At 71.2% G+C, this 12,510-nt stretch carries 9 protein-coding genes and 1 CRISPR repeat array; of the genes, 6 read left to right on the forward strand and 3 right to left on the reverse strand.

Annotated features, from left to right (window positions below):
* Nucleotides 1-13: 13 nt before the first annotated feature.
* Complete coding sequence (locus tag C1701_RS02565) at nt 14-811, reverse strand: ABC transporter permease (protein ID WP_026419147.1); 798 nt, start codon at nt 809-811, stop codon at nt 14-16.
* Nucleotides 804-1,802, reverse strand: coding sequence for an ABC transporter ATP-binding protein (locus C1701_RS02570; RefSeq protein WP_248783823.1), 999 nt, complete (start codon nt 1,800-1,802; stop codon nt 804-806). The genes C1701_RS02565 and C1701_RS02570 overlap by 8 nt, the downstream gene beginning before the upstream one ends.
* An 81-nt stretch (nt 1,803-1,883) precedes the next feature.
* Between C1701_RS02570 and C1701_RS02575 the strand changes: the two genes are divergently transcribed.
* Complete coding sequence (locus C1701_RS02575; protein WP_103055466.1) at nt 1,884-2,600, forward strand: TetR/AcrR family transcriptional regulator; 717 nt, start codon at nt 1,884-1,886, stop codon at nt 2,598-2,600.
* A gap of 814 nt (nt 2,601-3,414) precedes the next feature.
* Here C1701_RS02575 and C1701_RS02580 read toward each other — a convergent pair.
* Nucleotides 3,415-4,209, reverse strand: a complete 795-nt coding sequence (locus C1701_RS02580) for a phosphotransferase (RefSeq protein ID WP_103055467.1) — start codon at nt 4,207-4,209, stop codon at nt 3,415-3,417.
* A 559-nt stretch (nt 4,210-4,768) separates the two neighbouring features.
* Nucleotides 4,769-5,258: direct repeats of the CRISPR family, unit length 30 nt; unit sequence GTCCTCATCGCTCCTACGAGGAGTTCCAAC.
* 555 nt (nt 5,259-5,813) lie between these two features.
* Here C1701_RS02580 and C1701_RS27050 point away from each other — a divergent pair.
* The 5 genes from C1701_RS27050 to C1701_RS02600 all read left to right on the forward strand — a co-directional run bounded on the left by C1701_RS27050 (nt 5,814) and on the right by C1701_RS02600 (nt 12,221).
* Nucleotides 5,814-6,098 carry a hypothetical protein gene (locus C1701_RS27050; protein WP_155886158.1) on the forward strand — a complete coding sequence of 95 codons (285 nt, stop codon included), beginning with the start codon at nt 5,814-5,816 and terminating at the stop codon, nt 6,096-6,098.
* A gap of 303 nt (nt 6,099-6,401) precedes the next feature.
* Entirely contained in the window at nt 6,402-8,351 is a 1,950-nt protein-coding gene (locus tag C1701_RS02585) for a UvrD-helicase domain-containing protein (protein WP_103055468.1), read from the forward strand.
* 332 nt (nt 8,352-8,683) lie between these two features.
* Complete coding sequence (locus tag C1701_RS02590) at nt 8,684-11,050, forward strand: SGNH/GDSL hydrolase family protein (RefSeq protein ID WP_337662097.1); 2,367 nt, start codon at nt 8,684-8,686, stop codon at nt 11,048-11,050.
* 201 nt (nt 11,051-11,251) lie between these two features.
* Complete coding sequence (locus C1701_RS02595; RefSeq protein WP_337662098.1) at nt 11,252-11,572, forward strand: hypothetical protein; 321 nt, start codon at nt 11,252-11,254, stop codon at nt 11,570-11,572.
* Between the two features lie 253 nt (nt 11,573-11,825).
* Nucleotides 11,826-12,221, forward strand: a complete 396-nt coding sequence (locus C1701_RS02600; protein ID WP_103055471.1) for a hypothetical protein — start codon at nt 11,826-11,828, stop codon at nt 12,219-12,221.
* The last annotated feature ends 289 nt before the right edge of the window (nt 12,222-12,510 follow it).

Below are 12,510 nucleotides of genomic sequence, written 5' to 3' on the forward strand. Positions count from 1 at the left end.
AGGATGAGGATCGTCAGTTCCGGCGGGTCAGCGCGCGGATACCGACGGCGACTCCGAGGGCGCACCAGGCGAGGAGGACGACGAGGTCGCGCCAGCTCGCGGTGTAGGTGTCGGCGAGCAGTCCCGCACGGAGCAGGTCAGCGGCCGCCCTGAACGGAAGCACGTCGTGGACTGCCTGGAACCAGGTCGGGAGCTGACTCGCCGGGAAGGTGACCGGCGAGAAGAGCATCACGAAGAACACCAGTACCTGGGTGACGAGCTGCGTGATGAGCGGCGGCAGGGACACGGCGATCGCATAGCCGACCGCGGTGGCGGTGACCGCGGCGAGGATGGACGCGGTCAGGAGGACAGGCCAGTCGAAGGAGTAGCCGAATCCGTAACGCAGGTGCGCCACGACCACGGCGACGGCGACGCTGGGCAGGGCGACGAGGAGCCAGATCGCCAGGTCGGCCATGAGGAGCAGCGGCCGAGGCACCGGCAGCGACCGGAGGTAGGTGAACGTGCCGGTGGTGCGTGCCTGAGCCACGCTGTGGGGCACCATGACGAGCCCGATGAACATCAGGAGCACGGTGGGCGTGCCGGTGGAGAGGAACTGGGCCGACGAGGTGTCGATGTCGGGGATGACGAAGCCGAACCCGATGATGATCCCGGCCGCGAGCAGCGCCTGGACGACGATGACGAACGGGAGCATGGCGCCGGTCTGGGCCATCATCCAGCGCAACAGGTTTCCGTAGCTCAACCAGATCCCGATGCGCGGCGGTACCCCGGCGGACCTGGGTGCTGGTGGCGAGAGGGTGCTCTGCTCAGACATCAGCGGCATCTTCCGTACGTGTCGTCGTGTTCGTGTTGGCGCTCGACGTGGCGGCGAGGTAGGCGTCTTCGAGGGTGGCCGGGGCCAGGGAGTAGCCGTCGATCCGTTCGGTTCTCCGCAGTGCCGTGGCCCACGCGACGGCCGCCTCGGCGTCGACGGCGGCGAGGGTCAGGAGCACCCGGCGTCCGACTCGGACCCGCCGGTTGATCGGGATCGGTGCCTGGGCGAGGGACTCGGAGGGGTCCTCACCGTCCGGGTGGAGCGAGAGTTCGAGCTGGAGGTCGGCGTCGCTCGATCCCCGGAGTCGGCTCGGTGAACCGGCGGCGACGACCCTGCCGTGGTCGAGGATGACCAGGGCGTCGACCACCCGCTCCGCCTCGGTGACGTTGTGGGTGACGAGCAGCACGCCCGCCCCTTCGTCGCCGAGGCGGCGCACCACCTTCCACAGGCGGCGACGCCGTGCCGCGTCGACGTCGTTGGTCGGCTCGTCGAGGACGATCAGCGGCACCGGCGCGACGGCTGCCATGGCGAACGCGGTGAGGCGGCGGACACCGCCTGACAGGCCGCCGCCGTCAGGGGTCGCTGGACGGTCGAACCACTCGCCGATGTCCAGCTCGTCGGCCAGGGCGCGTGCGCCGGCTCGCGCGTCGGCGCGGGACATGCCCCTGAGCCGGCCGGCGATCTCGATCGCCATCTTCGGGGTGAGCCCGTCCAACGGCGCCTGGGCCTGGGGTTGGAGCGCCACCGCCCGGCGGGCTGTCGCCGGTTCGGCGACGGCGTCGGTGCCCGCGACCCTGATCGAGCCGTCCTCGGGTCGCAGCAGTCCGACCACCTGCGAGACCAGTGTCGTCTTGCCCGCGCCGTTGTGACCCAGCAGCCCGACCACCTCCCCGGGCCGCACCCGCAGTCCGATCCCGTCGTTCGCGACGACGGCACCGAACCGTCGGGTGAGGTTGTCCACCTCCAACACAGCACCACCCACGGCACTCACCCTTCAGATTTTGATACCGGCGGTATCTTCATACCGACGGTATCCAGATACGGTTGGTAGGTCAACCAGTAGGGTGACGACATGGCCGATGCCCGCTCAGCCCCTCCACCCCGCACTCGGCGGACGCAGGCGGAACGACGACGAGAGACCCGTGAAGCGCTCGTCATCGCGGCGCTCAACGCGTTCGCGCGCGACGGCTACCACACCGCGAGCCTGGAGGGCATCGCTGGTGAGGCCGGGTTCTCCAAGGGCGCGGTGTACTCGAACTTCAACGGCAAGTCGGACCTGTTCCTCGCCGCGATGGACTACAACCTGGAGACGCTGAACGGCGGGGGGTGGAATCCACTCCGGAAGGTCGGCGCGGCGACCACCGCCGCGTCGGAACCAGGTGCCGCTGACATGGACGTCGCAGGGCTGGTGCGAGGATTCGGGCTGGCGACACTGGAGTTCATCGCCACCGCCGCCAGGGACGACGAACTCGTCAAGGCGCTCCGCGAACGCATGCGGCGGATGATCGACGCCTACGGGCGCATCGCGACCGAAGCCCGACCGGACACCGAACGCCTTCCATCCGATGACGTGGCACGGCTCATGGCCGCGCTCGACCAAGGCGTGTCCGTCCTCGCGCTCAGCGGCATCACGGAGATGGACGGGGCGCTGACGCGCGTCGGCCTGCATCGGCTCGTGAACCCGCTCGAAGCCGCCGCCGAGCCAGCTCCGGAACGGGACGGGCAGGGCGAGCCCCTCGCTGACATCCCCCGAGTGCAAAGGCTGATCGGGGACATCCTCGGGACCTGACACCCGCACGGAAGCGACAAGCTGGTCCGCCCGAACGCCTGGCTAGGCACCGAGGACCACGTCGTTCGCCGTGGATCAGGAACCACGACCCGATGCCGCGTCCGCGCCCCCGCCCGGCCCGGTGCGGAGTTGCCCGGTCGGGCGACCGAGGCGAGCAGCACGGTCGGTGAGGGCGCGTCGCGCTGCGGGCCACGTGGCTCCTGCTCCCGCGTGCGGCTCACGGACGAGTCGCGCAGCGCTTCCGGCAGGGGAGGGGTACCGTTCCCGGCGAGATCCGCGAGGGAGACGTACCCACGTCGGCGCGCCAGCGTGCCGCGCGCGTCCTCCCGGTCCACTGTGCGGGTAGCCGGCACCCGTGACGCGAACACGTTCGCGAGGTGTGCCCGCTCGGTGAGCGACCGGGTCGCGCGGACGGGCTTCCGACTGGTGCCCAGCCTCGTCGACCTGGCGTTCCACCTCGCTGCCGGTGGGGAGCAGGTCGGTGCGTTCTCCGCGCGGGGATCTCGGCCAGGCCCTCAGCTCGCAGCGGGGGTGCCGCGCCGCCGGCCCCGCACCTCCGCCTCGTCGGTGCCGGAGCCGACTTGCGACGTCTCGTGCCCTGGCTTCGCCCGCCCTGTTCCCCTGCTCCCCCGCTCCCCCGTGCGTCCGAGCGCGAGGGCCGCCAGGCGGTGCGGAACGCCCGACCGTCCTCGACCCTTCGACCAGCAGCCCGCTCACCGCCTCGTCACGCACCTGCCGCGCCAACACATCGGCCTGGTGACGAACAGCCGCCGCCTCCCACGGGAACCTGCGCCTCGCCACGGGCTGGGAGGCGTCAGCTGCCGAGCCGGCAGAGCACACCCGCGATGCCGGAGTCCACCAACGCGCCGTCCCCGGTGTCCAACCCGTGCAGCACCTCGTGCCACGGACCCAGTTGGTGCCACACCAGGGCACGCTCCACCATGTCCTGCGACGGGTGGTACGCCGCCACCAGCGCCCGCGCGAAGTGCTCCGGCGTGCCGTACAACGCCCAGGCGAGATCGATCGCCGGGTCTCCCAGGTGCACGTCCCCGAAGTCGATGACACCCGTGATCACGCCGTTGGTCGTGAGGACGTGCTCCGGGCCGAGGTCACCGTGCACCACGTGGTCCGCGGGTAACGAGGCCACGACCGACAACAACCGCTCGGCGCGCGGGCGGTGCACCGTCGGCAACAGCGGCACTACCTCGGAGGTGAGGCGGAGCAGCAAACCGGAACGCTCTTGTCGGGTGGCCCGGCGGGTGAACAGCCCGTGCGCCACCGCCTCGACGGGGTCCACCACGTGGAGGGCGGCCAGGAAACCACCGAGGGCGGCGCCCTGCTCCGCGGTGAACTCGCTGATCGGCCGCCCAGGCACCAGCTCGTGGCGGACCACGATCGGATCGGCCTGGACGACCGTGGGTGTCGGCACGCGGATCGGCAGCCGGCCGGCCAGCCACGGCAGGAGCCGGGACTCACGGAGCAGGGCGGCGGCGACCTCCGGTCGCCTCGGCCGGCGTTCGAGCCAGCGCCCGTCGACCAGAACGGCGGCGCTGTCCCATCCCGAGGTCAGCTCGACCCGGTTCCGGGGCGGCGCGCTGTCTGTTTCCATCCGGCCAGTACAGCAAGGAAAATCCGTGAGGCCAACGGCGGGCGGGGAGAAAACCCGCCGCCACCACGGTACGCGGTGGGGACACCACCCGGCGCGTCCAAAGCCCGGATGTCCGGTCTGTTCTCGGGGGACGCGCGCCCACGAGCCAGGTGCCCGCGCCCCCGACGGACGAGGTATCCGCGCACTCTCGACGTCCCCACCGCCCGGCCACCATCGAAGCCGCCGTCGCGCCGCGTGGGCGGGCCATCCGGAGGAGCAGGTTCGGCGCACCGGAGGTGGAGGAGCCGGCTCGGTTCGGCGTCTGGCAGGAGGCACGTGCCCGATAGCCTTGCTGGACGGCCGGAACGCGGTTGGGCTCGGCGGGCGGAACGCTTCACCCCCTGCTCACCGAGCTGCGTCCCTGCCACGGAGACGCCGGGTAGTTGGAGACGGGAGCCACCACCACGTGCAGCCGAATTTCAGCGAACCCCCCGGGTCTGATGTCAAACCTCGGGTTCGCTGCGAATCGGGCGTCGTTGAAGCCGCCCAGGTGTATGCTGACCTGCGACTTTACCCTCGGGTCCTCATCGCTCCTACGAGGAGTTCCAACATCTCGCGCATCAGCGTGGATGCCTCCCAGAGCCAAGGTCCTCATCGCTCCTACGAGGAGTTCCAACTTGATGTTCCAGGACCGTCCAACCTTGGTGGCGGGTCCTCATCGCTCCTACGAGGAGTTCCAACCCGTGGATGACCAGCGCCTCGGTGTCGTCCCACGAGTCCTCATCGCTCCTACGAGGAGTTCCAACCGTCATCTACGGTGACAGCGGATTTGTCCGGGGCCTGGTCCTCATCGCTCCTACGAGGAGTTCCAACGCCACGGACCTGCGTGCCGCCGCCGCAGAGGACGAGGTCCTCATCGCTCCTACGAGGAGTCCCAACTCGGACCGGCTGGCCTCCTGCTCTGTGAGCCAACGCGTCCTCATCGCTCCTACGAGGAGTCCCAACGCGTAGCGGTGGCGGCACACCGTGACCGTGGCACGGTCCTCATCGCTCCTACGAGGAGTTCCAACTCGCGGTCCCGCGCCCGTTGCCGGCTGGCGGCGTCGGGTCCTCATCGCTCCTACGAGGTTCCAGCTGAGTGACAGCTTGGGATCGAGCAACGTGTTGCGGCTTCTCGCACCGTAGACACCTCGTGACGTGGCCAATCAGGTGTGGTCACCAGGCGTGGGATGCGTGATGACCGCCCCAGCTGGCAACTCATCGTTCGTATTCCCACGAGGCAGGCGCTGAGCGTCAGGCGGGCAGCGCGCTGCTCGTCCAAGGCTCGATGAGCTGTTCGACGAGCAGGTGGTCTCAAGGCCTCGGCCCGGTGGTGTTGGTTTGCCGCACTAGTCCTCGGAGGCCGGCGCTACTCGGCGAGCGAAGCATGCGGTAGGCGCGGGATGGCCAGTCTCGACGAGCGAGCGACCGCATGTCCGGGCAACGCCGACGAACCCAGTCGCCCTTCGCACGGCGCTCACCCCCACCCTGACTTCGCCTCCATCGAACGATTCAGTACTTCAGGTATCCGAACACGCACTGAGTGTCACAACCCAAGAGCGTGACCACGGACGAGGGAGACTCCCTTGGTGCACTGCCGAGACTGCTGCCTACGACTGTCGTTGACGAAGGGACGGACCCTTCCCCGCCACTACGACTACTCCGCCGGGTTCATCTCCTGGGCCCGCGAGCGGGAATGCGACGGCTCGGGGACGACACAATTCGTCCACGACCGCGACCTCGCCAGGTGCCGGCGCCCTCGGAGCGGCCACCGCTGCCCGAAGTGCGGACGGGGACGCATCACGCTCAACAAGAACGGCAAGTACCCGGTGCACACCGCGCCGGACGGCAGCAGGTGCGACGGGCCCTGACGCCCCTTTCTCCGCTCACCACCTGACCGGCGCCGCCAGCCCGCCGGTGTCAGAGCAGCGTCCGTCTCAGCGGGCGGCACCCGATTGGGGGCGGAGTACGGCGGAAGCGCATCGTGACCGCCGCCGTTGGTCACCCGGGGACAACAAAGGCCTGGTGCTCGCTCCCGATCCTCACGAAGATTGGGCCAACCGGGTAATTCCCCACCGCCGACTGGGTTACGGACTTCTCGGGGCGGGTGCGCCGGCAATAACGTCGAGGGAGTGAGGAGTGAATAGCCGCGCACGATTTGTTGGGGGGCTCGTGTGATCAGCGCTCGGGAACGGCGGCACCAACGGCTGTGGAAAGTCCTGGCGGAACACCACGCGACGCTGAGCCAGTTACCGCGATGGGGGCAGCAGGCGCTCGGTGAGCTCCTGCACCGCTATTCCTCGGGCGTTCGACTCCTCGTGCCCTCCCCCTCCGGTGGGGCGCTGCCCATTCGCACCGACCGGGATCTGGACGCCTACGTCGTGGGCCCGTTCGGGGTGGCCGCGCTCCTATCGGTCGACCGCCGCCCGGACGACGACCAGATCCGCCGGCTGCACCGCGGCGCGGAACGGTTGCTCGGGGCGATCCCACTGGATTTCGGACGCCGGATCGCCTCCGTCCGGATGATCGTCGTCCGCCCCGACCACCTCACCGACCTGCGGACCAACGGGCGATACCTGGTGCGCACCGCCGCTGACGTGCCAACGCTGGTGGCCGACCGCGACTACCAGGTCCTCAGCGGCGCCTCGGCGGTCGACCTGGCCGGCCGGATCGCGGCCGCCCTGCCCGACCACGTCCTCGTCGACCTCCCCGAGACCGCGCCACCGCCGGAGGAGGGAAGCCTGTTCGGGGCGGCGGGTCTGCGGGAGTCCTCGCTGCGGCGGGCGGTGAACGGCCCCTTCGCCGAGTGGTTGACCTACCTGGACGAAACCCAGCTGCGGCTGGTGCACCGCCAGTACAACGGTCCGGCGCGGATCAGCGGCCCCGCCGGCACCGGGAAGACCGTCGTCGCCCTGCACCGGCTGCGGCGGATCGCCCGCGAGACCACCGGCCCCCTGCTGCTGACCACGCTCGTCACCACCCTGCTGCGCACCCACGCCACCAGCTTCCGCCGGTTGGCACCGGAGGTCGCCGACCGGGTTCGGGTGGAGAACCTGCACCTGTGGGCGCGCCAGTTCCTCGAGGAACGGGGACGCCACGTGCGCAACGATCACGACAAGGTGAGCACGTGCTTCTTCCTCGCCTGGTCGAAGGTGAACCGCCAGACCGACCTGCCGAGGGTGAACGCCAACCCCCAGTACTGGCGGGAGGAGATCGACCACGTCATCAAGGGCCGGGGCATCAACGATCTCGCCGAGTACCAGCGGGCGAACCGGCGGGGGCGGGGCATCGCGGGCGGGGGGCTCGACGCCGGCCGCCGCGAGCAGGTGTGGCAGCTGCACCAGGCGTACCAGCGCAACCTCGCCGAGCGCGGTCTCACCGACCACAACGACGTGCTCGTCCTGGCCACCGAGGAGGTCCGGGAGCGCCCGCTGGCCGAGCCCTTCGCCGCCGTCGTCGTCGACGAGGTCCAGGACCTGCCCCAGGTGGGTCTGCGGCTCCTCCACACCCTCGTCGGGGACCGCCCGGACGGTCTGCTCCTCGTCGGCGACGGGCAACAGCAGGTGTACCCGGGTGGGTGGCGGCTGATCGACGCCGGCATCCACGTGCAGGGGCGCGGCGAGACGCTGCGGGTGAACTACCGCAACACCCGGGCCGTGCTGGCCGCCGCGCAGGACGTTCCCGCGCCGAACCAGCTCGACGAGGAGGACGGGGCTCCTGGGGCGACCCTGCGGGAGGTCACCGCCACCCTCGCCGGCGGGACCGTGCACCGCTGGTCGGGGCCGGCCGAGGAGTTGGAGCAGGCACTGGTCACCGAGGCGAAGGTGGTGAGCGAGGCGCACGAGGAGACGGCGGTCCTGCTGGGCAGCAACGACGACGTCAGCCAGGCGATCCGGTGGTTGCGGCAGGCTGGTGTGCTGGCGATGCCGCTGAAGGACTACGACGGCACCCAGTCCGGGGTGAAGGTGGGCACGGTGCACCGGGCGAAGGGCATGGAGTTCGGGGCCGTCCTGGTCGTCCTGCGCGGCACCGAGGACGACCAGGACGCCTCCCTGATGGACCGGCGGTTGCTGGTCGCGATCACCCGGGCCCGGGACCACGCGTGGTTGGCGACCGTGCGATGACCCGTCCACCCCGGCCGCCCCGGTTGGCCGACCGCGCCCCCGTGGTTGGGGCAGCCAGCGCGGTCACGACGTGTCCACCGTGTCGACGCGAACGGTTCACTGGGCCGAGTGAGTGAATGGTTTTCCGGTTCCGCTGCCCGACCAGGAATGGCGTCCGCTCGTCCCGACCACCGGAACGACAACGCTCGCGGCCTTTACCCGGGGGTTCCGCCGGGCGTCGGAATTTCCCGGGAAAGGCGTGGCCCGCGACCCGCCGAATGCGGGAGTATGGAAAGGGTAGCCTCGTTCGTACAGGCGACACGGTGTCCGTTTCTATGAGGAAGGACGGTCACATGCCTGAATCCGGTGTGGTGACGTTGGTCGGCCGCTGGCTGGCCTCGAATGGTTGGTCTCCCGCGCAGGGACGGTTGTTGATCACACCGCTGCGCCGGGTCGTGGAGAACGGGAAAACGGCCCTGGTACCCGACGACACGTTCTCGGTGGAACTGGTGAACGGGAGGATCCCGCACCGCGTGACGTGTCCCGTCGACCTCGACGACGCCGTGGAGACCCTCCTGCACGTCGAGGAACACGTGCTGGGCATGCGCGTGCGCACCAAGGTGGTGCGTGTGGAGGGTCCGGTGGTGGACCTGCCGCGCGCGGTCCCGGTGTCACTGTCCGTTGAGGAACGTGCCGTGGTCCGGGCGGCCACATCGGGAGCTCCGCTGTCCGAGGCGGGCTCGCCGGTGGCGGCGATGGCCGCGGCCGGAGCCGGCGGGGGCGAGGCGCCGCCACGGCCCGAGGCTCCCCTCCGCCCGGTGGCGCCCGCGCACCGGGGGACCATCGGCCTGGGAACCGCCGGGGCGTCCCTGCTGACCGGGTTCGCCGGCCAGCTCGGTGGCGCGTCCTCCCCGCCGGGCACGGGCGAGGTCCGGCCGGCCCGGGCGACGGTCCCGGGTCTGTGGCAGTGGGGACGCGCCTGGTCGCAGACCGGGCTGCGGAAGGTGCGGGTGGTCGCGGTCGGCTCCAGCAGCACCCAGGGGGTGGGGGCCAGCCACATCGAACGGTCCTTCGTCTCCCGGCTCGGGCAGATCCTCGGCGAACCCGGGCGGCACTACCCGGCAGCCGACGGCGGGTGGCTGTCCTCCGGGGTGCCGCTGATCGTCGACGCCGACCTGGGTTTCCGGTCCCGTCGGCTGCTCGGTGGTGAGTGGATCGAACGGGACCTCCCCTCGGGCACTACCCTGCTCACCGTGTTCCACGGCCAGGGGTCGAACAACGGGTCCTTCGAGGTCTCCGTCGACGGCGGTGCCCCGGTCAGCGTCATCCCCGACCGGTCGGGGCAGGCCGACCGGGCCGACGGCGAGTGGACCAGTCCGCCGTTGCCGCCCGGCACGCGGACGGTGCGGATCACCGCCCGGGAGGCGGTGACGATCAGCGGCGTCTACGCGCACACCGACAGCGCCGGCACCGGCATCCAGGTGTTCATCGCCGGCAAGGGCGGCACCCAGTCCGGCAACTACCTGCCCTCCCGGATCATGGGTTCGCACTGCGACCGGGTGGCCCGGTTGGACCCCGACCTCATCGTCATCCAGCTCGGCGCGAACGACTACGCGGCCGGGGTGGCCCCGGAGGTGTACGCGGAGCGGATGCGCCAGCAGCTGAACCTTTACCGCACGGTGTGTTCCCGCCGCCCGTCGATCCTGCTGTTGCACACCTTCCGCCGTTTCGACGTCACCACCCCGGCCCACCGCTGGGAGGACTACGCGCGGGCGGCGCACCAGCTGGCGAAGGAACTCGACGACGTCGCCGTCATCGACGTGTCCGCCCACTTCCCCGTCACCCAGGACGTGGACGACGCCGACATGGACCTCGTGCACGTCGACCGCATCCACCTCTCCGACGCCGGCCACGGCCTCACCGCGCGGTTGATCGCCGACCAGCTGCGGCTGCCACTGGTCCCCCGCTCCGCGCCACCCACCCCGGACCACCCGGTGGGCCGGGACCCGGCGGCGAACCGGGGAGTGGTGGTGGCGTTGCGCGCGTCCGAGCTCGACGGCGGACCGGGCGACCGGATCGCCGAGTTCACCCCCCACCAGGGCACGGAACCGGGGCCGCGCCAGGAACGGGAGGACGCCCGCCCGGAACTCCGGGTGGAGGCCGGCCGGTGGTTCCTGCGGTTCGACCGCGTCGACGGCCCGCGTTGGATGCAGTCGCCGGCCTGGTCCCGCGCCCACACGCCCCCGGTGACGGTGTTCCTGGTGGCCCGGCCCCGCGACGTGCACGGCACCTGGGTGTCCGGGCACTCCGGCTCCTACCTGGCATGGTTCACGGCAGGGAACCCGTTGTGCCACATGATGTGCGGGGCGGGCGGCCTGTCGGCGCCCGACGCGGCCACCGTGTGGACGGGAGTGGGCCGGTGGAACGTGTTCGCCGCCGTGTTCGACGGTGAACGGTCCCGGCACCTGACCTATGGTCACGAGGTGACCCGGATCGTCACCGGAACCGGGCCCGCGGCGAGTCTGCCGGGGCTGACGTTGGCGACGAACGCGGCCACCACCGGGGTGTACGCGGACATCGACATCGCCGACCTCGTCGTCGTCGACCGGGCGTTCACCGACACCGAACTCCAGGGCGGCGCGGACTGGTTGGCCCGGCACTACCGGTTGGACCAGGCGGGACGGACCAGTGTGACCGCCGGCCCGCTGTCCGCCGGCTGACCGGGCGGCCGGGCGGCCGGAGGTGGTGTTCCGGGTCGGCGGTGCGACGGCGTCGTCGTCGAGCACGACCTCGGCGACAGGCGGCCGCCGGGGGGCGGCCGGGAGGAGCGCACCCCGCCGGCTTCGGCGGGCTGGTCGCCCGCGCCCCCGGTTTCCCCGTTCCGCAAGGGTGTGACGCCCGTGCCCGGTACCGTCCGCGTCGTGACAGCCACCGCAGCACTCTGGGTGCGCACCGACCACGGTCTCGTGCGGGCCGATGCGTTCACCCACGTGCGCGTCGCGGGCGGGAAGCTCGTCGTCTCCAACGGGGTTCCAGTGGGGGTCGAGGGCACGTTCCGGGGGATGGGCAAGGTCAGCACGGACCTGTACGCGCTGTGCGAGGTCGGCAAGGACGATGCCGAGGACATCGCCGAGCGGTTCGTGCGGTTCCTGGCCCGCCACCAGGCCGCTGGGCGGGCCGGGTTGATCTCCGCCGACGGGGACGGCGCCTTCCACCTCGACGCTGTCGACACCGCCGGCTGAGAGCCGGGGTGGGGCGCGGTGGGCTCCGCGCCCCAGACCACACGGGGGCGTGGCGACATCTCCACATGGGCGACCGCGCGGAGACCGACAGTGCCCTCGTCGGTGGCTGGCCCCTGCCCAGCTCCGGCGCGTGGCCCGGCGATGTGCGACCGGGCATGGCGGGCAGGCCAGGCGGGGCTTGCCGGGAAGGGCAGGTCGGGTAGGGGCCCGGTGTGGGACCTGCCCGGACGTTCGAGGACGGAGGAGAGGTCACGTGTCAGAACTGGTCGAGTTCGACGACCTCGCCCAGCTCCGGGTGCTGCTCCGCGCGGCGATGGTGCTCAAGTTCGACATCCCCGAGGCCTCGGCGGGTCCGCTGGCTGGCAGCCCGGTGTTCGCCTCGGCGGTGCACCGCCTGCGGGACGCGCTCGTGGCCGCGCTGGAGTCAACGGGGTCGTCGGCTGCCGCCCGGACGGAGGCGGGCTGGTACCGGCTCGCCGAGCACCCGCACCAGTGGGAACTCCTCGCCCGGCGGGCGAGCAACCACCCCCGCTGGGCCGAACTGGACGGGAAGGCACGGCGGGACTGGGTGGAGACCCTGGCCGCGCCGCTCGTCGTGGACGAGGAGAGCCTGACCGCCATCATCACCCGGGCCGACGGGGAACGGTGAGCGAGGTCGTTCGTCCGCCGGGTGTCTCCGTTGTCCGGAGTGGTCGGGCGTGTGACTCCTGCCGGGGGGCGGAACGCCGGCCCGAGGCATCAGGGCCGCGACGGCGCCCCGCCCGGCTCTCCCGGCTGACGGCGGGCTCGTCGTCTGCGACGCGATGAGGCTCAGCCGGCCCGCAGGCTCCTGACCCCAGCCGGGTAGCTCGCGGGGTACCGCCAGAACAGCCCAACGCTCCCGCCCGAGTGACCTATCGCCAGCTCCTGCTCGCTGCGCACCGGGAGAGCGTCCGAAA

This window comes from Actinoalloteichus sp. AHMU CJ021 (assembly GCF_002895405.1).
GTDB lineage: Bacteria > Actinomycetota > Actinomycetes > Mycobacteriales > Pseudonocardiaceae > Actinoalloteichus_B > Actinoalloteichus_B caeruleus.

Excerpts from the sequence above, each read along its gene's own strand:
- C1701_RS02565 (WP_026419147.1), bottom strand. The coding sequence starts at position 811 with ATGTCTGAGCAGAGCACCCTCTCGCCACCAGCACCCAGGTCCGCCGGG.
- C1701_RS02575 (WP_103055466.1), top strand. The coding sequence starts at position 1,884 with ATGGCCGATGCCCGCTCAGCCCCTCCACCCCGCACTCGGCGGACGCAG.
- C1701_RS02580 (WP_103055467.1), bottom strand. The coding sequence starts at position 4,209 with ATGGAAACAGACAGCGCGCCGCCCCGGAACCGGGTCGAGCTGACCTCG.
- C1701_RS02590 (WP_337662097.1), top strand. The coding sequence starts at position 8,684 with ATGCCTGAATCCGGTGTGGTGACGTTGGTCGGCCGCTGGCTGGCCTCG.